General features: G+C 65.6%; 21 protein-coding genes. 9 read left to right on the top strand and 12 right to left on the bottom strand.

Annotation, left to right across the window (positions count from 1 at the left end; translation table 11 throughout):
- Positions 1–136: 136 nt before the first annotated feature.
- Positions 137–694, bottom strand: a complete 558-nt coding sequence (locus tag BLQ85_RS09550) for a TlpA disulfide reductase family protein (protein ID WP_254806392.1) — start codon at positions 692–694, stop codon at positions 137–139.
- On the bottom strand, positions 691–1,254 hold the full coding sequence (locus tag BLQ85_RS09545; protein WP_074576238.1) for a hypothetical protein: 564 nt from the start codon (positions 1,252–1,254) through the stop codon (positions 691–693). Before BLQ85_RS09545 ends, BLQ85_RS09550 begins: the two co-directional genes overlap by 4 nt.
- Positions 1,255–1,441: 187 nt before the next feature.
- Here BLQ85_RS09545 and mpl point away from each other — a divergent pair, with 187 nt between their 5' ends.
- Positions 1,442–2,869 carry a UDP-N-acetylmuramate:L-alanyl-gamma-D-glutamyl-meso-diaminopimelate ligase gene (gene mpl, locus BLQ85_RS09540; protein ID WP_074576236.1) on the top strand — a complete coding sequence of 476 codons (1,428 nt, stop codon included), beginning with the start codon at positions 1,442–1,444 and terminating at the stop codon, positions 2,867–2,869.
- A gap of 43 nt (positions 2,870–2,912) precedes the next feature.
- Here mpl and BLQ85_RS09535 read toward each other — a convergent pair whose 3' ends face one another.
- The 5 genes from BLQ85_RS09535 to rodA all read right to left on the bottom strand — a co-directional run bounded on the left by BLQ85_RS09535 (position 2,913) and on the right by rodA (position 8,345).
- Positions 2,913–3,224 carry a hypothetical protein gene (locus tag BLQ85_RS09535; protein WP_074576803.1) on the bottom strand — a complete coding sequence of 104 codons (312 nt, stop codon included), beginning with the start codon at positions 3,222–3,224 and terminating at the stop codon, positions 2,913–2,915.
- An 84-nt stretch (positions 3,225–3,308) separates the two neighbouring features.
- Positions 3,309–4,433, bottom strand: a complete 1,125-nt coding sequence (locus tag BLQ85_RS09530; protein ID WP_074576233.1) for a 3-deoxy-7-phosphoheptulonate synthase — start codon at positions 4,431–4,433, stop codon at positions 3,309–3,311.
- Between the two features lie 258 nt (positions 4,434–4,691).
- Complete coding sequence (tldD, locus tag BLQ85_RS09525; RefSeq protein WP_254806391.1) at positions 4,692–6,215, bottom strand: metalloprotease TldD; 1,524 nt, start codon at positions 6,213–6,215, stop codon at positions 4,692–4,694.
- A gap of 83 nt (positions 6,216–6,298) precedes the next feature.
- Positions 6,299–7,180 carry an NAD(P)-dependent oxidoreductase gene (locus BLQ85_RS09520; RefSeq protein WP_254806390.1) on the bottom strand — a complete coding sequence of 294 codons (882 nt, stop codon included), beginning with the start codon at positions 7,178–7,180 and terminating at the stop codon, positions 6,299–6,301.
- 10 nt (positions 7,181–7,190) lie between these two features.
- Complete coding sequence (gene rodA, locus BLQ85_RS09515; RefSeq protein WP_074576229.1) at positions 7,191–8,345, bottom strand: rod shape-determining protein RodA; 1,155 nt, start codon at positions 8,343–8,345, stop codon at positions 7,191–7,193.
- Between the two features lie 69 nt (positions 8,346–8,414).
- Here rodA and BLQ85_RS09510 point away from each other — a divergent pair, with 69 nt between their 5' ends.
- The 8 genes from BLQ85_RS09510 (at position 8,415) to ruvC (ending at position 15,816) form a co-directional block, all read left to right on the top strand.
- A complete protein-coding gene (locus BLQ85_RS09510) occupies positions 8,415–9,011 on the top strand; it encodes a YqiA/YcfP family alpha/beta fold hydrolase (protein WP_074576227.1) in 597 nt (198 codons plus the stop codon).
- A 66-nt stretch (positions 9,012–9,077) separates the two neighbouring features.
- Entirely contained in the window at positions 9,078–11,138 is a 2,061-nt protein-coding gene (locus tag BLQ85_RS09505; protein ID WP_074576225.1) for a ribonuclease catalytic domain-containing protein, read from the top strand.
- Between the two features lie 38 nt (positions 11,139–11,176).
- A complete protein-coding gene (locus BLQ85_RS09500) occupies positions 11,177–12,025 on the top strand; it encodes a TonB family protein (protein ID WP_074576217.1) in 849 nt (282 codons plus the stop codon).
- A gap of 7 nt (positions 12,026–12,032) precedes the next feature.
- Positions 12,033–12,872, top strand: a complete 840-nt coding sequence (gene aroE, locus BLQ85_RS09495) for a shikimate dehydrogenase (RefSeq protein WP_074576215.1) — start codon at positions 12,033–12,035, stop codon at positions 12,870–12,872.
- Positions 12,869–13,618, top strand: a complete 750-nt coding sequence (locus BLQ85_RS09490) for a transglycosylase domain-containing protein (protein WP_074576212.1) — start codon at positions 12,869–12,871, stop codon at positions 13,616–13,618. Before aroE ends, BLQ85_RS09490 begins: the two co-directional genes overlap by 4 nt.
- A 22-nt stretch (positions 13,619–13,640) precedes the next feature.
- Positions 13,641–14,273, top strand: a complete 633-nt coding sequence (locus tag BLQ85_RS09485; RefSeq protein ID WP_083336801.1) for a lysophospholipid acyltransferase family protein — start codon at positions 13,641–13,643, stop codon at positions 14,271–14,273.
- On the top strand, positions 14,273–15,253 hold the full coding sequence (locus BLQ85_RS09480) for a phosphatidate cytidylyltransferase (protein ID WP_074576210.1): 981 nt from the start codon (positions 14,273–14,275) through the stop codon (positions 15,251–15,253). The genes BLQ85_RS09485 and BLQ85_RS09480 overlap by 1 nt, the downstream gene beginning before the upstream one ends.
- A gap of 11 nt (positions 15,254–15,264) precedes the next feature.
- A complete protein-coding gene (ruvC, locus tag BLQ85_RS09475) occupies positions 15,265–15,816 on the top strand; it encodes a crossover junction endodeoxyribonuclease RuvC (RefSeq protein WP_074576208.1) in 552 nt (183 codons plus the stop codon).
- 9 nt (positions 15,817–15,825) lie between these two features.
- Here the strand turns inward: ruvC and BLQ85_RS24570 are convergent, their stop codons facing one another.
- From BLQ85_RS24570 to BLQ85_RS09455, 5 genes are all read right to left on the bottom strand, one after another.
- Positions 15,826–16,002 (bottom strand): hypothetical protein, encoded by a 177-nt coding sequence (locus BLQ85_RS24570; RefSeq protein ID WP_007864810.1) that lies wholly within the window; start codon positions 16,000–16,002, stop codon positions 15,826–15,828.
- A 24-nt stretch (positions 16,003–16,026) separates the two neighbouring features.
- Complete coding sequence (lpxC, locus tag BLQ85_RS09470) at positions 16,027–16,950, bottom strand: UDP-3-O-acyl-N-acetylglucosamine deacetylase (protein ID WP_007864807.1); 924 nt, start codon at positions 16,948–16,950, stop codon at positions 16,027–16,029.
- Between the two features lie 256 nt (positions 16,951–17,206).
- Complete coding sequence (gene ftsZ, locus BLQ85_RS09465; RefSeq protein WP_074576206.1) at positions 17,207–18,436, bottom strand: cell division protein FtsZ; 1,230 nt, start codon at positions 18,434–18,436, stop codon at positions 17,207–17,209.
- Positions 18,437–18,585: 149 nt separating this feature from the next.
- Complete coding sequence (gene ftsA / locus BLQ85_RS09460) at positions 18,586–19,815, bottom strand: cell division protein FtsA (protein ID WP_007864797.1); 1,230 nt, start codon at positions 19,813–19,815, stop codon at positions 18,586–18,588.
- Positions 19,816–19,819: 4 nt separating this feature from the next.
- Positions 19,820–20,605: a cell division protein FtsQ/DivIB gene (locus tag BLQ85_RS09455; protein ID WP_074576203.1), complete on the bottom strand. Its 786-nt coding sequence runs from the start codon at positions 20,603–20,605 to the stop codon at positions 19,820–19,822.
- Positions 20,606–20,607: the final 2 nt, after the last annotated feature.

Raw genomic sequence — 20,607 nt, 5'->3', positions numbered from 1 at the left:
TGTACATCAAGCCGGAGGCCATTCCAAACCGTCTGGCGGTTGGCCTCGATTTCCCTAAATCCCCTTCAGACAATGCTGTTAGAAGCGTATTGCCGCAGGTTGGCCGGGTTTTCGCGCAAAAACCCGTGTCGGCCTTTTAGACCAGCTTGGCCCACTGCGCGAGGTCTTCAGGCAAGACCTTGCCGATCTTGCGGTGCAGCAGCTCTCCCGAGGCGCTGAACACCGCCGTGAAGGGCAGGCTGCCGGCGAGGTTGCCCAGCGATTTGCTGAGCTCAGTCCCGCCCAGGCCGGCCATGCCCACCGGGAAATGCAGGGGCTTGGTTTGCAGCCAGGTCCGTACCGCAGTGGGCTGATCGACGGCCAAACCCACTATTTGCAGGTTTTTATCGCGGTTTTCCTGGTAGAAATAATCCAATAAAGGCAGTTCCTCGACACAGGGTGGGCACCAGGTGGCCCAGAAATTGACCAGCAGGAGCTTGCCGCGAAAGCTGCTCATCGAGAGGTTCTTGCCGTCCGGCGTGTCAAAACTGAGGCGCCAGAAGGCGTCGGAGGCGCTGCCAGCCGCACCCACCACCGGCGTCTCGGCCGACCCGGGCACCACCTGGTGCGGCTGGAACTTCCACCAGGCGACGCTGGCGCCGGCCAGGCCGGCTGCGGCAGCCGCCGCGCCATAAAGTATGTTTCTGCGGTTCACGTGTCTGAGGCTCCGGCTGGGGGGATCAATAATTTTTGCACGGCGGCGATGTCGCCCCGGGGCGTGCGGCCCTTGGTATCGGCCCTCAAGGCGCCGCGCAGGTCGTCGTGGTCGTAGACCATCAGATGCACGCCCACCGTTTCATTCAAAGGTTTGCACACACTTCGCAGACTGAGCGCTTCCACGCTGTCGCCGGTAAAGCCGGTCACGGTGCGCGGCTCGTAGTCCACATTGTGCTCAATCAGCGCGATTTCGGCCGATTTGGGGTCATCGCAGAAAAGCTGGATATAAATATCGGAAAGCCGCGTGGCCGTGCCGTGCCAGACGGCGCCGCCCAGATGGGGCCGGAACTGCGCCAGGCGCTCCATCCAGACCAGGGCCAGTTCGCGCAGGGCGGCCAGCTCGGCCGGCTGGGTGTCGGCGCAAAACAGCGCAATGTATTCGCGCACCGCGTCCTCGAGTTCGTCGTTGCCGGGCAGCTCGGTGCGGGCCGGCAGTGCCAGCTGTTTGACGGCGCGGCGCTTGGCGGGACCGTATTCCAGCCCTTCTTCGACCACCATCGCGGCAGCCGTAGCGGCAATTTCGGATTTAAGGGTGTGTGGGGTCAAGGTCGGCAGGCCCGGGAGCCAGAAGAGAGAAGAGAGAAGAAAAGAGGGGGGCGAAGCGATTGTGCCCCGGTTAGGCTCCCGATGTGGCGCAAAGTTCACCGCCGGGCCCGCGAAACCCGGCCTCCTAGAATACAGCCCCATGCACATACATATTCTGGGAATCTGCGGCACTTTCATGGGCGGCCTCGCCGCCCTGGCGCGGGAGGCGGGACACAAGGTCACGGGCTGCGACACGGGCGTCTACCCGCCCATGAGCGACCAGCTGCGCGGCCTGGGCATAGAGCTGATCGAGGGCTATGGCGCCGACCAGATGGCCTTTGAGCCCGATGTGTTCGTGGTCGGCAATGTGATCTCGCGCGCCCGGCTGGCCGACGGGACGCCCAAATACCCGCTGATGGAAGCCATTTTGAACAGCGGCAAGCCTTACACCAGCGGCCCGCAATGGCTGTCGGGCCATGTGCTGCACCACCCCACCCACCACGCGACCGGCCCGCGCCACGTGCTGGCCGTGGCCGGCACGCACGGCAAGACCACCACCACGGCCATGCTGGCCTGGATCCTGGAGCATGCCGGGCTGAAGCCGGGTTTTCTGGTCGGCGGCGTGCCGCTCAACTTCGGCGTCTCGGCCCGCCTGGGCGAGGGCAATGCCTTTGTGATCGAGGCCGATGAATACGACACGGCGTTTTTCGACAAGCGCAGCAAGTTTGTGCACTACCGGCCGCGCACCGCCGTGCTGAACAACCTCGAGTTCGACCATGCCGACATCTTCGACGACCTGGCGGCCATCGAGCGGCAGTTCCACCACCTGGTGCGCACCGTGCCCTCGCAGGGCCGGGTGGTCGTCAACGCAGCCGAGGCCAGCCTGCAGCGCGTGCTGGCCCAGGGCTGCTGGAGTGAGCAACTGCTCTTTGGCAACGGCCTGCTGAACAAAGCCGGCTTTACCGCCCATGGCGAACCGCATGACTTTCACGTGCTCAAGGCCGGCGAGGCCGTGGCCCATGTGAAGTGGGGCATCAGCGGCGTGCACAACCAGCTCAATGCCCTGGCGGCCATCGCGGCGGCCGAGCACGTGGGCGTGGCGCCCGAGGCCGCGGCGCTGGCGCTGGCGGAATTCCAGAACGTCAAGCGGCGCATGGAAGTGCGCGGCGTGATCCCGCGCAAAGGCGGCGACATCACGGTGTATGACGACTTCGCCCACCACCCCACGGCCATCCACACCACGGTGGACGGCCTGCGCCGCCAGCTGCAAAGCGCCGGCCGGGGCGGCGAACGCATACTCGCCATCTTCGAGCCGCGCAGCAACACCATGAAACTGGGCGCCATGACGGCCCAGCTGCCCTGGAGCCTGGAGCAGGCCGACCTGGCCTTCTGCCACGCCGGCGGACTGGACTGGGACGCGCGCGCCGCGCTGGCGCCCATGGGCGAGCGCGCCCAGGTGGCCGGCACCATTGATCAATTGCTGGAGCAAGTCAAAGCAGCGGCCCGGCCGGGCGACCACCTGCTGTGCATGAGCAACGGGGGTTTTGGCGGGATTCACGCCAAACTGCTGGAGGCGCTCAAGGCCTGAGCCGCTGCCCGGAACTCCTGGGGGCTCCTGAGGGCCCTACTAATTAATAAGAGATGGTGAGCGCGGCCACGTCGATGTGAATCACCGGCTTGGCCAGCGCCGCGCTGGCCGCGCGGGCAAACTCCTGCGCCCATTTGGCCTCGGCGAATTTCGCCGGCCCGGCGGCCTGGGCCACCACCACGACCTTGTCGGCGGTCAGCAGCTTGCCTGTGGGCCGCAGCGGCTCGCAGCCCATCTGCGTGAACTGGTCGTCCAGCCACCAGCGTGCCACGTCGTGCGGCATGGGCTGCACTTCGTTGAGGTCCAGCCGCACGGGCGGGCCATCCTTGAAGCTCACGGTGACTTCGCTGCGCATGATGTGCTCCTGGTCAGGCACCCATGGTCGGCGACTTGCGGGTAGCGCGGCTATTCGCACAAACCCGCAAGCGGCCCTTAGCGCTTATTTGCTGGCGCGGCGCTTGAGCACAGCGGCCGACAGAATTTCCAGCACGTCCATCGAATCGTTCCAGCCCAGGCAGGCATCGGTGATGCTCTTGCCGTAGTCCAGCGCTTTTGCGTCGTCCTTGCCGGGGGTGAATTTCTGCGCGCCGGCATTGAGGTGGCTTTCCACCATCAGGCCGAACACATGGCGCGAGCCGCCGGCCACCTGACCCGCGATGTCGCGCGCCACCTCGACCTGCTTTTCGTGCTGCTTGGAGCTGTTGGCGTGGCTGCAGTCCACCATCAGCGTAGCCGGCAGCTTGGAGGCTTCCAGCTCCTTGCAGGCCGCCGCGACGCTGGCCGCGTCGTAATTGGGCGTCTTGCCGCCGCGCAGGATCACGTGGCAGTCCTTGTTGCCGTTGGTCTGCACGATGGCGACCTGGCCGTTTTTGTGCACCGACAGGAAATGGTGGCCGCGCGCCGCCGCCTGGATGGCGTCGGTGGCGATGCGGATGTTGCCGTCGGTGCCGTTTTTGAAGCCTATGGGTGCCGACAGGCCCGAGGCCAGTTCGCGATGCACCTGGCTTTCGGTGGTGCGCGCGCCGATGGCGCCCCAGGAGATCAGGTCGCCGATGTACTGGGGCGAGATCACGTCCAGGAATTCGCTGCCCGCCGGCAGGCCCAGGCGGTTGATGTCGATCAGCAGCTGGCGCGCGATGCGCAAGCCTTCGTCGATGCGGAAGGTTTCATCGAGGTAAGGGTCGTTGATCAGGCCCTTCCAGCCCACGGTGGTGCGCGGCTTTTCGAAGTAGACGCGCATCACGATTTCCAGCGTGCCTTCGTACTTCTTACGCTGCTCGACCAGTTTGCGGGCGTAGTCCAGCGCCGCCGCGGGATCGTGGATGGAGCAGGGGCCTATGACGACCAGCAGGCGGTCGTCCTTGCCTTGGATGATGTTGTGGATGCCCTTGCGGGTCTTGCTGATCAGCGTCTCGACGGCGGTGCCGCGGATAGGGAAGAAGCGGATGAGATGCTCGGGAGGGGGTAGCACGGTGATGTCCTTGATGCGTTCGTCGTCGGTCTGGCTGGTCTTTTCGACGGTCGCATACCAGTTGTCGCTGGCGGAGGTGGCTTTGGCATTCATCGCAATCTTCCTTTTCTAGGGTGTCAGGTGTCAGTCGGGCAATTCAGGTTTCGGTACAAACATTCAGCAAACAAATGGGGCAAAAAAAAACCGCCGGGAGCCGGCGGTTTTTGGAGATTCGGTGCGTTTTATCGGGTCACGCCTTGATCTCTCTACCGCCGAAAGCGCTGGAGAACCAAAAGTAAGAAAAATAAAACTTGCCGAAATTCATAAGCTGGAATGTAGCACAGGTCCGAGAAAGCCCCGAAAACGGCCGGTTCAGGCCGTCCCGCCCACCGTCAGGCCGTCGATGCGCAGGGTCGGCTGGCCGACGCCGACCGGAACGCTCTGGCCTTCCTTGCCGCAGGTGCCGACGCCGCTGTCCAGGGCCATGTCGTTGCCCATCATGGTGACGCGGGTCAGCGCGTCGGGGCCGTTGCCGACAATCGTCGCGCCCTTGACGGGATACAGAATCTTGCCGTTTTCGACCCAGAAGGCTTCGCTGGCCGAGAACACGAACTTGCCCGAGGTGATGTCGACCTGGCCGCCGCCGAAGTTGGTGGCGTACAGGCCCTTCTTGATGCTGGCCACGATTTCTTCGGGCTGCTTGTCGCCGCCCAGCATATAGGTGTTGGTCATGCGCGGCATGGGCACGTGGGCGTAGCTTTCGCGCCGGCCGTTGCCGGTGGGCTTGACCTTCATCAGGCGGGCGTTCAGAGAATCCTGGATATATCCCTTCAAGATGCCGTCCTCGATCAGCACATTGCGCTGGCTGGCATTGCCCTCGTCGTCGACGTTGAGCGAACCGCGGCGGTCGGCGATGGTGCCGTCGTCCAGCACCGTGACGCCCTTGGCCGCCACGCGCTGGCCTATGCGCCCTGAAAACGCGCTGGAACCCTTGCGGTTGAAGTCACCCTCCAGGCCGTGGCCTATGGCTTCGTGCAGCAGGATGCCGGGCCAGCCCGAACCCAGCACCACCGTCATCTCGCCGGCCGGCGCGGGACGCGCGTCGAGGTTGGTCAGGGCGGCTTTCACCGCGTCGTTGACGTATTCGGCAATCTGCGCGTCGTCAAAATAGGACAGGCCGAAACGGCCGCCGCCGCCGCCCGAGCCGACTTCGCGCCGGCCCTTCTGCTCGGCGATCACCGTCACGCTCAGGCGCACCAGCGGGCGCACGTCGGCGGCCAGTGTGCCGTCGGCGCGCGCCACCATGACCACGTCGTATTCGCTGGCCAGGCCGGCCATGACCTGCACGATGCGCGGGTCCTTGGCCTTGGCGAATTTTTCGACCTTTTCCAGCAGCTGGACCTTGGCGGTACTGTCCAGCGTGGCGATGGGGTCCAGGCCCTGGTACAGCGAGCGGCTGCCGGCGATGCGGCCGGCCGGTGTCTTCACGCGGGCGCTTTTGCCGCCGGCGGCAATGCTGCGCACGGTGCGCGCCGCGTCCAGCAGCGAGGCCTCGGAAATGTCGTCGGAATAGGCAAACGCGGTTTTTTCACCGCTGACGGCACGCACGCCCACGCCCTGGTCGATGCTGAAGGAGCCGGTTTTCACGATGCCCTCTTCCAGGCTCCAGCCTTCGCTACGGGTGTACTGGAAATACAGGTCGGCGTCGTCCGCGCCATGGGAGGTGATTTCACCAAGCGCGCGGCCCAGGTGCGCCTGCGTGAGGCCGAAAGGCGCCAGCAGCAGTTTCTGCGCGATCTCCAGCCGCCCCGTGGTCGACTCCACCGTAGGCCGGGCGGCCGAGGAGACCGTGGACTTGTTGGGGGCGGAGGCGGTGGTGGAGCGAAGTGAGGTCATGCGGCCATTGTAGGCAGTCTGCCTGTGGGCCGGGGGCGGCGGGGTTTTGCCCGCAGGCAGGGGAAACGGGGTGAAAAACCGGCTCAGCCGCCCTTGCCGTCCAGGTGCTTGAACAGCGCGGCATCGTCCTCGGCCGCCAGCCCGGCCTGGTGGGCCTCGGCAAAGACCCGGCTGGCGCTCTCGCCCAGCGGGCCTTCGAAGCCGGCCGCGCGGGCCGCCGCCACGGCCAGCCGCGTGTCTTTTTCAAGCAGCGTCACATGCGCGCGCGGCGCGTAGTCGCCGGCAATCGCGCGGCGCATGCGGTCCGAGCCTATCCAGCTCTGCCCGCTGGACTGCTCGATCACGTCCAGGGTTTTCGCCAGGTCCAGCCCCAGGCGCCCGGCCAGCGCCAGCGCCTCGGCCGCGCCCACCAGGTTGATGCCCGCCAGCAGGTTGTTGACCAGCTTGGTGCGGGCGCCGTCACCGGGTTTTTCGCTGATGAGGAACACCCTGGCCGACAAGTCCCGCAGCAAGCCGGCCTGCTGGTCATACACCGCCTGCGTGCAGGCCAGCATGAGGCTCATGGAGCCGTCACGCGCCCGGGCCGGGCCGCCCGACATGGGGGCGTCCAGCGTGTGCACGCCGCGTTCGGCCAGCCGGGCGGCGAAGGATTCGACGTCCTGCGGCGAAATCGTGGGGCACAGCATCACGGCATGGCCGGACCGCAGCATGCGGGCCAGGCCTTGCCCGCCAAACAGCACCTCTTCGGTTTGCGCCGCATCGACCACACAGACGATAAAAGCCTGGGACTCCGCCGCGGCATCCGCGGGGCTGGCAATGGCGGTGGCGCCCAGTTGCACCATGGCCGCCACCTTGGCCGCATCGATGTCGCAAACCTGGACCTCCCAGCCTCTGGCCAGCAGGTTGGCCGCCATGCCGCCGCCCATATTGCCCACGCCGATCACGGTCACCATGAGGGCGCTCACGCAGGCGGCCTCAGGTCTGCACCAGGCGCTTGGCCTTGGCGATGGACATCAGCATGCCTATGGCCAGGCCCAGAGTGACCATGGCGGTGCCGCCGTAGCTGATGAAGGGCAAAGGCACGCCCACCACCGGCAGGATGCCGCTGACCATGCCCATGTTGACGAAGGCATAGGTGAAAAAAATCATGGTCAGTGCCCCCGCCAGCAGGCGCGCGAACAGGGTCGAGGCCTCCAGCGCGATAGCCAGCCCGCGCAGGATCAGGAAGATGAAGCCGGCGATCAGCAGCAGGTTGCCCAGCAGGCCGAACTCCTCCGAATAGGCGGCGAAGATGAAGTCGGTGGTGCGCTCGGGAATGAACTCCAGGTGGGTCTGCGTGCCGGCCATAAAGCCCTTGCCGGTAATGCCGCCCGAGCCGATCGCGATCATGCCCTGGATGATGTGAAAACCCTTGCCCAGCGGATCGCGCGACGGGTCCAGCAGGGTGCAGATGCGCTGCTGCTGGTAGTCGTGCAATATGGGCCAGCGCACGCCGTCGGCGCAGATCTGCGGCTCGAACCAGACCACCAGGAACACGCCGACCAGGCCCAGCATCACCGGCGGCAGGATCAGTTTCCAGCTCAGTCCCGCGAAAAAGATCACCGCAAGGCCGGCCGCCAGCACCAGCAGTGAGGTGCCCAGGTCGGGCTGCTTCATGATCAGGCCCACTGGCATGGCCAGCAGCAGCACGGCGGCCACGAAGTCCAGGGGCCGCAGCTGGCCCTCGCGCTTCTGGAACCACCAGGCCAGCATCAGCGGCATGGCGATCTTGAGGATTTCGCTGGGCTGTATCACCACGCCCACATTGAGCCAGCGCCTGGCGCCTTTTTTGGTCACGCCGAATACCGCGACCGCCACCAGCAGGGTCACGCCCACGATGTAGAGCGGCACGGCAAAGGCCATCAGGCGCTGCGGCGGCACCTGCGCCACCACAAACATGATGGCCCCGGCGATCAGCATGTTGCGGCCGTGGTCGACAAAGCGGCTGCCGTGGTCGTAGCCCGATGAATACATGATCAGCAGGCCCGCGCAGGCCAGCAGGAAGACGGCAAATGCCAGCAGGCCGTCAAAACCCTGCAGCAGGGGCAAAGTTCGCTGGTAAAGAGAGGGTTTGTCGAAAACGGCAGCCATGCCGGGGATTATCCGCCAGGGCCCGCGACCGGGGGCCAAAGACCGTGGGCTCCCGTCTACCATGGCGGCATGCGCACCACCCACCTGCTCTACCTGCACGGCTTTCGCTCTTCGCCGCAGTCCATGAAGGCCCAAAAAATGGCGGCCATTGTGCGGCAGCGCCATCCCGCCGTGCGCTGGTGGTGCCCGCAGCTGCCGCCTTCGCCCGCGGCCGCGCTGCGCGGGGTGATGGACACAATCGCCGGCTGGCCGCTTGAAGCCGGGTTTGAAAGCCAGGCCGTGGTTGGCTCTTCGCTGGGCGGCTTTTACGCCACCGCCGTGGCCGAGCGCACCGGCTGCAAAGCCGTGCTGCTCAACCCGGCCGTGGATCCGGCGCGCGACCTGGCCCGCTATATCGGCGAGCAAACCGCTTGGCACGACCCGGACCAGCACTTTTTCTTCGAACCGCGTTTTGTCGATGAGCTCAAGGCCCAGCATGCCGGGCCGCTTAAAACGCCTGAAAACTACCTGGCCATCATCGCCAAGGGCGACGAGGTGCTGGACTGGCGTGAAATGGCGGCCCGCTATGCGGGCAGCCGGCTGCGCATCCTCGAAGGCGGCGACCACGCGCTGAGCGACTTCGACACGCATGTGCCCGAAATCCTGGATTTCCTGGCACTGGTCTGAAAATGCCCCTGGACGGCGCTGATTACACTAGCCCCAAGTCATCAAAGACACCAAAGGGATCCCGTTTTGTTTGTATTGTTTGAAGAAGCCGGCAAGTTTCTGGCCGGCCGCATTTTGTCCGAGAGCGACGCCTCGCTGCAGGTGGAGCTCGACTCGGGCAAGCGCGTGAAGGTCAAGGGCGTCAATGCCCTGCTGAAATTCGAGAAGCCCTCGCCCGCCGAGCTCATGGCCGCCGGGCAAAAACTGAGCAGCGACATCGAGCTGGACCTGGCCTGGGAATTCGCCGGCGAAGGCGAATTCGGCTTTGCCGACCTGGCCCGCGACTACTTCAGCGCCGACGGCAAACCCGCCACGCTGGAGCAGCAGGCCGCCGCGCTGTTCCGCCTTTACGATGCGCCGCACTACTTCCGCCGTGCCGGCAAGGGCCGCTTCAAGAAGGCGCCCGCCGACATCCTGCAGCAGGCACTGGCCGCCATCGAGAAGAAAAAACAGGTGGCGGCGCAAATCACCGCCTGGGCCGAGGAACTGGGCCGCGGCGAATGCCCGGCGCCGGTGCGCGAGCAGCTCTACAAAATCCTGTTCAAGCCCGACAAAAACAGCGCCGAGTACAAAGCCGTGGTCGAGGCCTCGCGCGCCACGCACACCGCGCCGCTGGACCTGCTGCAAAAGGCCGGCGCCATCGCCTCGCCCTACCAGTTCCACTGGAAACGTTTCCTGTTCGAGAACTTTCCCAAGGGCACGGGCTTTCCGGCGCTGCAGGCGCCCGAAGTCAAGGACGAGCTTCCCCTGGCGGACGTGAAGGCGTTTTCCATCGACGACTCGGCCACCACCGAGATCGACGATGCGCTCTCGGTGCAGGGCCTTGGCAGCGGCATCGTCACCCTGGGCATACACATCGCCGCGCCCGGCCTGGCCGTGCTGCCCGGCAGCCCCATCGATGCGGTGGGCCGCGCGCGGCTGTCCACCGTCTACATGCCGGGCTACAAGCTGACCATGCTGCCCGACGAGATCATCAAAAGCTACACGCTGCAGGAAGGCCGCAACTGCCCGGCCCTGTCGCTTTACCTCACGCTCGACGAAGCCACGCTGGAGATCAAGGAAAGCGCCACGCGGCTGGAGCAGGTGCCCATCGTGAGCAACCTGCGCCACGACATGCTGGACAGCACTTTTACCGAAGCTTTTTTTGAAGCCGCGCAAAGCAGCCCGCCCACCGGCGTGCAGTGGGGCGTGGAGCTGACCTTTCTGCACCGGCTGGCCAAACACCTGAAGGCGCAGCGCGAAATCGTGCGCGGCAAGCCCGAGAATTTCAACCGTCCCGACTACAACTTCCGCCTGGACAACCCCACGGGCGGCGAGCCCCAAGGCAACGAAACGGTCAGCATCAGCACGCGCCAACGCGGCGCGCCGCTGGACCTGATCGTGGCCGAGGCCATGATCCTGGCCAACAGCACCTGGGGCCAGTGGCTGGCCGAGCACGGCGTGCCCGGTATCTACCGCAGCCAGGCCAGCCTGGCGCCCGGCGTGAAGGTGCGCATGGGCACCAAGGCCTTGCCGCATGCGGGCATAGGCGTCAAAAGTTATGCCTGGAGCACCTCGCCGCTGCGCCGCTACACCGACCTGGTCAACCAGTGGCAGATCATCGCCTGCGCCCGCCACGGCCGCACGGCCGCGCTGGCCGCGCCCTTCAAGCCCAAGGATGCCGAGCTGTTTTCCATCATCTCGGGCTTTGACGCCGCCTACAGCGCCTACAACGGTTTCCAGGCCGGCATAGAACGCTACTGGACTCTCAAATACCTGCAGCAAAACGGCATCACCGAGTTGGTGGCCACCGCCTTCAAGGACAACCTGGTGCGCGCCGACGAATTGCCGCTGGTGCTCGCGGCCGTGGGTGCGCAGGGCCTGCCGCGCGGCGCGAAAGTGCGCGTGCGATTGGGCGAAATCGACGAGATCACGCTGGATGTGTCGGGCACGGTGACCGAGCGGCTGGACGTGGAGCTTGACGAATCGCCCGACCCGCTCGGTGAGGATGACGGCGAGACCGAGATGGCCGCCGGCCCGATCTCCATCGCGGTCGATGTCAATGAGCCACAAACCGACGCCGCCGCGGCGGCTCCGGTGGCGGGTTGACACCGGATTTCGCGCATAAACCCCGATAATCTCTTTCTGTGAAATCCCCCAGCACACTGCAAATCGCTTTAGGCGCGTCCATCGCCGTGCACGCGGTGCTGCTGACGGTGCGTTTTGTCGATCCCGAGCGCTTTAACCGCGTGTTCCAGGACACCCCGCTGGAAGTCATCCTGGTCAACGCCAAGTCCAACGAAAAGCCCGACTTCGCCAAGGCGATTGCGCAGGCCTCGCTGGCCGGCGGCGGCGAGGCCGAAAAAGGCCGGGCCACCTCGCCCCTGCCGCCTTCGGCCCTGATGGAGCTTGGCGACGCTACCGAAGACGCGCAGCGCAAGGTCGAGTCGCTGCAGGAGCAGCAGACCCAGCTGCTGGCGCAAATCAAAAAACAGCTGGCCTCCATGCCGCCGCCCGACCTGACCCAGCCCGCCAACAGCCCGGCCCAGGCCGAGCGCGAGGAAAAACGCAAGGCGCTGGTCAAGATCCTGGCTGAGATCGAGCGCCGCATCAACGAAGAAAACGCGCGGCCCAAAAAGCGCTACATCAGCCCGGCCACGCGCGAAGAGGTCTATGCCGTCTATTACGACGAGCTGCGCCGCAAGATCGAGGACAAGGGCACCGTCAACTTCCCCGAACAGGCCGGCAAAAAACTGTATGGCGAGCTGACCATGATCGTCACCGTGAACTTCGACGGCACCGTGCTGGACACGGAAGTGGTGCAGACCTCGGGCAACCTGACGCTGGACCGGCGCGCGCAAAGCATTGTGCGCGGCACCGGGCCCTTCGGCCGCTTCAACGACGCCATGCGCCGCAAGGCCGACCAGATCGTCGTGGTGTCGCGCTTCAAGTTCACGCGTGACGACACGCTGGAAACCAAACTCACAAGCCGCTAGGGTCCCCATGGATCAGTACTACGTCCTGGGCAACCCGATCGCTCACAGCAAGTCGCCGCTGATCCATGCGCGCTTTGCCGAACTCACGGGGCAATCCCTGCGCTACGAGCGCCTGCTGGTGCCGCTGGAATCCTTTGCCGCCACCGTGGCCCAGCTGCAGCGGGACGGCGTCAAGGGCTGCAACGTCACCGTGCCCTTCAAGCTTGATGCTTTTGAGGCTGCCACCACGCGCAGCGACAGGGCGCAGCTCGCGCAGGCCGCCAACACCTTGCTGCTGCAGGGCGGTGCCGTCCATGCCGACAACACCGACGGCGTGGGCCTGGTCAAAGATATCCAGAACAACGCCGGCGTTTCGCTGGCCGGGCGCGACGTGCTGCTGATAGGCGCGGGCGGCGCTGGCGCCGGTGCGCTGGCGCCGCTGCTGGCGGCCGCGCCGCGCCGGCTGGTGCTGGTCAACCGCACAAAGGCCAAGGCCGATGCGCTGGTCAAGCGCCACAAGGCGCATGCGTCTTTGCAGCCCCTGCTGCAAGCCACCGAACTGCTGGCCCAAGACCTGGACGGCCTCCAAGGCACGTTCGACGTGGTCATCAACGCCAGCGCCAGCAGCCTGGCCGGTGCCGGGGTGCCGGTCGCCGCCGCTGTGCTCAAGCCCGGCGCGCTGGCCTGCGACATGATGTACGGCCCCGCCGCGGCCGGCTTTATGGCCTGGGCCCGCGACAACGGCGCCGTGCCGCGCGACGGCCTGGGCATGCTGGTCGAGCAGGCCGCCGAGGCCTTCGAGCTGTGGCGCAAGGTGCGCCCGCCCTCGGCGCAGGTGCTGCGGGAAATGCGGGCGCAGCTGGCATGAAGGCGCTGTTCAGGCTGATCGGCCTGGGCCTGCTGGCCGGCCTGGCCTTGCAACTTTTTTTTGTGGCGCGCATCGCCGTGATGGCCGTGATGGACCCAGAGTCCACCGCCTTCCAGCGCTCCGAAGCCTACCTGGTCGCGCGCAATACCGGCAGCCTGAAATGGCGCCAGCAATGGGTACCCTACAGCGAACTGCCCGACAGCCTCAAGCGCGCGGTCATCGCCTCCGAAGACGCCAGCTTTGCCGAGCACGACGGTGTCGACATGGAAGCACTGGAAAAAGCCTGGGACAAAAACGCCAAGGCCGAACAGCGCGCCGCGCAATCGGCCAGCCGGCTGGCGCCCGCCAGGGCGGCGGCCGCGCCGGCCAAATCCCTGAAGATCGTGGGCGGCTCCACCATCACGCAGCAGTTGGCCAAAAACCTGTTTTTGTCGGGCGAGCGCACGCTGCTGCGCAAGGGCCAGGAGCTGGTGCTGACCTTGCTGCTGGAAGCGCTGCTGGGCAAGGAGCGCATCCTGGAGATCTACCTCAACAGCGTGGAATGGGGCGAAGGCGTTTTTGGCGCCGAGGCGGCCGCCCAGCACTACTACCGCAAGCCCGCGGCCAGGCTGAGCGCCTATGAGGCCGCGCGCCTGGCCGTGATGCTGCCGCGGCCCAAGTACTTTGAGACCCGGCCCAACTCGGGCTACCTGGCCTCGCGCGCCGGCACCATCGTGGCCCGCATGGGCGGCGTGGAACTGCCTTGAGGCACCCCAAGGCAAGCAGCCCATGAACGACAAGCTTTCTCCCTTGCTGGCCAAGCTCATGGGCCTGTTCCTGCTGGGTCTGATCCGCACGCTGACCGGCGCGCAGGCGCGCTGGCAAGGCTGCCCGCCAAAGGCCGAGCAGCGCATCTACTTCGCCAACCACCAAAGCCACGCCGACCTGGTGCTGATGTGGGCGGCCCTGCCCGAGGAGCTGCGCAGCATCACGCGGCCCATCGCGGCCAAGGACTACTGGACCAAGACGCCGTTCAAGAAGTGGATCACCACGGCGGTGTTCAACGCGATTTACGTGGACCGCGCCAAAACCGGCGACCAGGACCCGCTGGAGCCGCTGATCGAAGCGCTGACCCACGGCGACTCCATCATCCTGTTCCCGGAAGGCACGCGCGGCAACCATGAGGAACCGCAAAAATTCAAGGCCGGCCTCTACAACCTGGCGCTCAAGTTCCCGGGCGTGGTGCTGGTGCCGGCCTGGATCAACAACGTGCAGCGCGTCATGCCCAAGGGCGAGGTCGTGCCGGTGCCCATCCTGTGCTCGGTCACCTTCGGCGCGCCGATTGCCCTGGGTGACGGGGAGGACCGCGGCGAATTCCTGGCCCGCGCACGCCAGGCCGTGATGGACCTGCGGGATTCCTGATGAATACCTTTCTGCGCAACCTCTCGCCTTCGCAGCAGGTCGGCCTGCTGTTCGTGCTGGTCTTCGGCATCCTGACCGCCATCAGCGTGGCCGCCTTCGTGATGTCGCTCAAGGACACGCACGAGGACGACCTGCACACCCAGAAGCTCAAGGAGTTCAATGGCGTCCTGCGCACGTCCTGGCTGATGTCCACGGTGTTCTGGATAGGCTGGACGCTGGGCGAGACCGTGGCCACCGTGCTGTTCGGGCTGGTCGCTTTTTTTGCGCTGCGCGAGTTCATCACGCTCTCGCCCACGCGCCAGGGCGACCACCGCAGCCTGGTGCTGGCCTTCTTCGTGGTGCTGCCGGTGCAGTTCGCGCTGGTCATCACGCGGCGCTTCGACCTGGTCACCGTGTTCATCCCCGTCTACGTCTTCCTGGCGATTCCGGTGGTCAGCGCGCTGGCCGACGACCCGCAGCGCTTCCTGGAGCGCAACGCCAAGCTGCAATGGGGCATCATGGTCTGCGTCTACGGCATCAGCCACGTGCCGGCCCTGATGCTGCTGAAGTTTCCCAGTTATGAAGGCAAGAACGCCTTCCTGGTGTTCTTCCTGGTGTTCGTGGTGCAAAGCTGCATGATCGTGGAGTACCTGGTCGGCCGCAGGCTGCAGCGCCCGCCCAGCGCGCCCAATGTGAGCAAAAGCTTCAACTGGACCAGCTGGCTGATCGCCGTGGTGGCGGCCAGCCTGCTGGGCGGCCTGCTCGCGGGCCTCACACCCTTCAAGCCGGCCCAGGCCGTGGCCATGGCCTTTATCGCCTGCGTTTCGGGCTCGCTGGGCCACCTCGTGATGAAGGCCCTCAAGCGCGACCGCGGCATTCCCAACTGGGGTAAACGCGGCGTGGGCGTGACCGGCGCCAGCGGCCTGCTGGACCGGGTTGATGCGCTGTGCTTCGGCGCGCCCATCTTCTTTCATTCGGTCCGCTGGTATTTCGGCCTCTAGGCGGCCCGGCCATGCGCATCCTAGGCATAGACCCCGGCCTGCAGACCTCCGGCTTCGGCGTGGTCGACGTGGACGGCCCCCACCTGCGCTATGTGGCCAGCGGCACCATCAAGACCACCCACCTGGAGCGCGCCGACCTGCCGGGGCGGCTCAAGGTGCTGTTCGAGGGCGTGTGCGAGGTGGTAGAGCGCTACCAGCCCGACGCGGCCTCGGTCGAGATCATTTTTGTCAACGTCAACCCGCAGGCCACCTTGCTGCTGGGCCAGGCGCGCGGCGCCTGCATCACCGCGCTGGTGTCGCGCGAATTGTCGGTGGCCGAATACACCGCCTTGCAGCTCAAAAAAGCTGTGGCCGGCTACGGCAAGGCCGGCAAGGCCGAGGTGCAGGAGATGGTCATGCGCCTGCTCAAGCTGCCTTCGCTGCCCGGCAAGGACGCGGCCGACGCGCTGGGCCTGGCCATCACCCATGCCCACGTGGGCAGCGCCATGGCACGGCTGGCCCAGGCCGGCGGCACGGGTACAACAAAGATGACGGGAAATTACCGCGGCGGGCGCAGCCGCTGAAGGGCTTCGCTACGCGATGCGCTCAAGCACCAGCACCGCGAAAAACCCGAAGGCGGCAATCAGCGTCCATTTGAGGATGATGAGCCCGAAGCGCTTGTAGCGCGCCTGCCCGGTACCCGCGTAAAACATGAAGGCCACCACGGCGGCCAGCAAGAACAGCAGGATGAGCCAGCGGAACAGCAGCATGGGCGGCCCTTGGCAGTGCCGCGCCTACCAGGCGCGCGCCAGTGTGGCGAAACCCCTGGGCGCTTTTTTCTCGTCTTCAAAGGTGACGACTTCGTAGGCGTCCTTATGCGCCAGCAGCTCCCGCAGCAGCTTGTTGTTCATCGCATGGCCGGAGCGAAACGCGCTGTAAGCGGCCAGCAGCGGCTTGCCCAGCAGGTACAGGTCGCCCATGGCATCGAGGATCTTGTGCTTTACGAACTCGTCGTTGTAGCGCAGGCCGTCGCTGTTGAGCACCTTGTAGTCGTCCATCACGATGGCGTTGTCCAGCCCGCCGCCCAGGGCCAGGCCGTTGGCGCGCATCATCTCCACGTCCTTGGTGAAGCCGAAGGTGCGGGCCCGCGCGATGTCGCGCGAGTAGGCGCCCGAGCCCATGTCGAACTCCACGCGCTGGCCGGTGGAGTCCACCGCCGGGTGGTCGAAATCAATTTCAAAGCTGAGCTTGTAGCCCTCATAAGGGGACAGGCGCGCCCACTTGGTGCTGGCGCCCTCGCCTTCGCGCACTTCCACCGGCTTGATCACACGGATAAAGCGCTTGGGCGCGGCCTGCAACTCGATGCCGGCCGACTGCAGCAAAAACACAAACGAAGAGGCCGAACCGTCCAGGATGGGCACTTCCTCGGCCGTGATGTCGACGTAGAGGTTGTCAATGCCCAGGCCCGCACAGGCCGACATCAAATGCTCCACCGTGTGCACCTTGGCGCTGCCGCTGGAGATGGTGGACGCCAGCCGCGTGTCCGTCACCGATTGCGCCGAAATCGCGATATCCACCGGCTGCGGCAAATCCACACGGCGAAACACAATGCCCGTATCCGGCGCGGCGGGGCGCAAAGTCAATTCCACCCGCTGCCCGCTGTGCAGGCCCACGCCCACGGCTTTGGTCAGGGATTTAAGGGTTCTTTGGGCAAGCATCTTGCTCATTTTAGTTGGCCCAAGGCCATTTCAAGGGTAGGGGATAGCAATGCCGGGCATAGGCGCAGTGCATTGCGCAGCCACCCCCGACGATTGATGAGATGCAAGCAAGGGAAGCGAAGCGTCCCCTCAACGGGCGATTAATGGGATGGAAAGCGTAGCGAGCGACCCGAGCTTGCGTCGAGGAGCGGAACCGTACATAAGTACGGTGAGCACCGCAGACGCAAGATCGGGACGCGCAGTAGCTTTACACCCATTAATCGGCTTGTTTGCGGAGGAAGGCGGGAATCTCGAAGTCGTCCATGCCCCCCGAAGCCAGCGCATCCACCTTGGCCGCAGCCTGCGTCCGATTCGTGCGCCACACGCTCGGCACCGCCATATTTCCATAATCGGGCTGGGCCGCGCCCGTGGCCATCTGCGGCACGCCCGCACCACCTGCCGCCGTGTTCAGCGTGGGCACGTTGAAAGGCACGTTGTCGGTGCCGGTGCGCAGCACCTGCAGCGGCGGCGCATGGCGGCGCACACCCTGGCGCGACAAACCCGTCGCGACCACGGTCACGCGGATCTCGTCGCCCAGTTCATCGTCATAAGCCGTGCCGTAGATCACGTGCGCATCGGGCGAGGCGTAAGCACGGATGGTGTTCATCGCGAGCTTGGATTCGCTCAGCTTGAGCGAGCCCTTGGCCGCCGAGATCAGCACCAGCACGCCCTTGGCGCCAGACAGGTCGATGCCTTCGAGCAGCGGGCAGGCCACGGCCTGCTCGGCGGCGATGCGCGCGCGGTCAGGGCCGTTGGCTTTGGCCGTGCCCATCATGGCCTTGCCGGGTTCACCCATCACGGTGCGCACGTCCTCGAAGTCGACGTTCACATGGCCGGGCACGTTGATGATTTCGGCGATGCCACCCACGGCGTTTTTGAGCACGTCGTTGGCATGCGCGAAAGCCTCGTCCTGCGTCACGTCGTCGCCCAGCACTTCGAGCAGCTTCTCGTTGAGCACCACGATCAGCGAATCAACGTTGGCTTCGAGCTCGGCCAGGCCCAGGTCGGCATTGGTCATGCGGCGGCCGCCTTCGAACTCGAAGGGCTTGGTCACCACACCGACCGTCAGGATGCCCATCTCCTTGGCAATGCGCGCGATCACCGGCGCGGCGCCGGTGCCCGTGCCGCCGCCCATGCCGGCGGTGATGAACAGCATGTGCGCGCCGTCGATCGCGCTGCGGATGTCGTCCGCCGCCACTTCGGCCGCGTCGCGGCCCTTGTCGGGCTTGCTGCCCGCGCCCAGGCCGCTGCTGCCCAGCTGGATGGTCTTGTGGGCGCTGCCGCGGCTGAGCGCCTGCGCGTCCGTGTTGGCGCAGATGAATTCGACGCCTTGCACGCCGCATTCGATCATGTGCCCGACGGCGTTGCCGCCGCCGCCGCCCACACCGATCACCTTGATCTGTGTGCCCTGGTTGAATTCTTCGATTTCAATCATTTCGATGCTCATTGGGAGCCTCCTAATCAATAAACTGCAGTTGCCAATAATTGGAAATTTGTATTTATGGTTGACACGGCTGTCTCACGCAGGGGGATCCGCCCCGCCCGAATGCATGCAACGCGAGGGCCTGCCGATAAAAGTGGAATAGGTTTTCATGGTCAGAAGTTCCCCACAAACCAGTCTTTGACGCGGCCGAAGGCGTTGTGCACGCTGCCCGCCTTCTGCGACACCTTGTAGCCCCGCATGCGGGCCAGCCGGGCCTCTTCGAGCAGGCCCATGACGGTGGAGGCCCGCGCCTGCGCCACCATGTCGGACAGCGCGCTGGAGTAGCGCGGTATGCCGCGACGCACCGGCTTGAGGAAAATGTCCTCGCCGAGCTCCACCATGCCGGGCATGACGGCGCTGCCGCCGGTGATGACGATGCCGGACGACAGCACCTCTTCATAGCCCGACTCGCGTATCACCTGCTGGACCAGCGAGAAAATCTCCTCGATGCGCGGCTCGATGACGCCGGCCAGCGCCTGCTTGCTCAGCATGCGCGGGCCGCGGTCGCCCAGGCCCGGGACTTCCACCTGGGTGTCGGGGTCGGCCAGCAGCTGCTTGGCGTAGCCGCTTTCCACCTTGATGTCTTCGGCGTCCTTGGTGGGCGTGCGCAGCGCCATGGCGATGTCGCTGGTGATCAGGTCGCCGGCGATCGGGATCACCGCGGTGTGCCGGATGGCGCCGCCGGTGAAAATCGCGACGTCGGTGGTGCCCGCGCCTATGTCGACCAGCGCGACGCCGAGTTCCTGCTCGTCCTGCGTGAGCACCGCCAGGCTGGAGGCCAGCGGATTGAGCATCAGCTGGTCCACCTCCAGGCCGCAGCGCCGCACGCACTTGATGATGTTCTCGGCCGCGCTCTGCGCACCGGTCACGATGTGCACCTTGGCCTCCAGGCGTATGCCGCTCATGCCTATGGGCTCGCGCACGTCCTGGCCGTCGATGACGAACTCCTGCGGCTCGACCAGCAGCAGGCGCTGGTCGGTCGAGATGTTGATGGCCTTGGCCGTCTCGATCACGCGCGCCACGTCGGCCTGGGTGACTTCCTTGTCCTTGACCGCCACCATGCCGCTGGAGTTGATGCCGCGTATGTGGCTGCCGGTGATGCCGGTGTAGACACGGGCGATCTTGCAGTCGGCCATCAGCTCGGCCTCCTTCAAGGCCTGCTGGATGCTCTGCACCGTGGCGTCGATGTTGACCACCACGCCGCGCTTCAAGCCGTTGCTGGACGCGATGCCCAGGCCCGCGAGTTTGAGCTCGCCGCCCGGCATGACCTCGGCCACGACGGCCATGACCTTGCTGGTGCCGATGTCCAGCCCAACCACCAGATCCTTGTATTCCTTGGCCATATGTTTACCTTTTTTTCTTTCCGTCTTCTTTGTCGGCGGGGTTGCCCGTGGTCACCCCCCTGAGCCTGATCGCATAACCGCTGGCGTAACGCAGGTCGGCGGACTCCAGGTCCCTTCCGTAGCGCGACGACACCTGCGTCACCGTGGCGATAAAGCGGCGCGTGCGCGCCTCGATTTCCGGCAGCGAGCCGTGGCCGAGTTCGATCACGGCGCCGCTGTCAAGCAGCGCGCGCCAGCCGCCCTGGCCGCTGAGCTGCAGTTGCTCCAGCGTGGCGTCCGTTTCGTCGAACAGCGGCCCCAGCGTCTGGTAGGCCTGCAGCACCAAGGGCGCCTGTCCCGGCGGGCCGCTCAGCAGCGGCAGGGTTTCCGCCTCCACGTCGCCCTGGTTGGCTTCGAATACCTCGCCAAAACTGTTGATCAGCCGCGCGTCGCCTTCGGCACCCCAGAAGGCCACCGGCTTGTGTTCCTGCAGCACCACCTTGAGGCGGTTCGGGAATTCGCGCTGCACCAGCGCCCGCCGCACCCAGGGCACGGACTCGAACACCGCGCGCGTGGCGGCCAGGTCCACCGTGAAAAAATTGCCGGCCAGCCTGGGCGCCACGTTGGCGCGCAACGTGACCGCGTTGTTGTGCGTCAAATCGCCCTGCACACGGATCGCACTCAGGCTGAACAGCGACTGGCGCAACACCCAGGCGACGCCCAGGGCCACGACCATGGCGGCAAACGCCAGGCCCAGGACCACCGAGAAGGTGTTCATGAGCTTGACGTCCAGCGGCATGGCGGTGGGCATAG

It is taken from the genome of Polaromonas sp. JS666 (genome assembly GCF_900103405.1).
Taxonomy (GTDB): domain Bacteria; phylum Pseudomonadota; class Gammaproteobacteria; order Burkholderiales; family Burkholderiaceae_C; genus Polaromonas.
Note: the sequence above shows the minus strand (reverse complement) of the source record. Positions and strands in the feature narration are given on the sequence as shown.

Coding starts and splice junctions, on each gene's coding strand:
- BLQ85_RS09545 (WP_074576238.1), bottom strand. CDS start 1,254: ATGGTGGTCGAAGAAGGGCTGGAATACGGTCCCGCCAAGCGCCGCGCC.
- mpl (WP_074576236.1), top strand. CDS start 1,442: ATGCACATACATATTCTGGGAATCTGCGGCACTTTCATGGGCGGCCTC.
- BLQ85_RS09535 (WP_074576803.1), bottom strand. CDS start 3,224: ATGCGCAGCGAAGTCACCGTGAGCTTCAAGGATGGCCCGCCCGTGCGG.
- BLQ85_RS09530 (WP_074576233.1), bottom strand. CDS start 4,433: ATGAATGCCAAAGCCACCTCCGCCAGCGACAACTGGTATGCGACCGTC.
- tldD (WP_254806391.1), bottom strand. CDS start 6,215: ATGACCTCACTTCGCTCCACCACCGCCTCCGCCCCCAACAAGTCCACG.
- rodA (WP_074576229.1), bottom strand. CDS start 8,345: ATGGCTGCCGTTTTCGACAAACCCTCTCTTTACCAGCGAACTTTGCCC.
- BLQ85_RS09510 (WP_074576227.1), top strand. CDS start 8,415: ATGCGCACCACCCACCTGCTCTACCTGCACGGCTTTCGCTCTTCGCCG.
- aroE (WP_074576215.1), top strand. CDS start 12,033: ATGGATCAGTACTACGTCCTGGGCAACCCGATCGCTCACAGCAAGTCG.
- BLQ85_RS09490 (WP_074576212.1), top strand. CDS start 12,869: ATGAAGGCGCTGTTCAGGCTGATCGGCCTGGGCCTGCTGGCCGGCCTG.
- BLQ85_RS09485 (WP_083336801.1), top strand. CDS start 13,641: ATGAACGACAAGCTTTCTCCCTTGCTGGCCAAGCTCATGGGCCTGTTC.
- BLQ85_RS09480 (WP_074576210.1), top strand. CDS start 14,273: ATGAATACCTTTCTGCGCAACCTCTCGCCTTCGCAGCAGGTCGGCCTG.
- ruvC (WP_074576208.1), top strand. CDS start 15,265: ATGCGCATCCTAGGCATAGACCCCGGCCTGCAGACCTCCGGCTTCGGC.
- BLQ85_RS24570 (WP_007864810.1), bottom strand. CDS start 16,002: ATGCTGCTGTTCCGCTGGCTCATCCTGCTGTTCTTGCTGGCCGCCGTG.
- lpxC (WP_007864807.1), bottom strand. CDS start 16,950: ATGCTTGCCCAAAGAACCCTTAAATCCCTGACCAAAGCCGTGGGCGTG.
- ftsZ (WP_074576206.1), bottom strand. CDS start 18,436: ATGAGCATCGAAATGATTGAAATCGAAGAATTCAACCAGGGCACACAG.
- ftsA (WP_007864797.1), bottom strand. CDS start 19,815: ATGGCCAAGGAATACAAGGATCTGGTGGTTGGGCTGGACATCGGCACC.
- BLQ85_RS09455 (WP_074576203.1), bottom strand. CDS start 20,605: ATGCCCACCGCCATGCCGCTGGACGTCAAGCTCATGAACACCTTCTCG.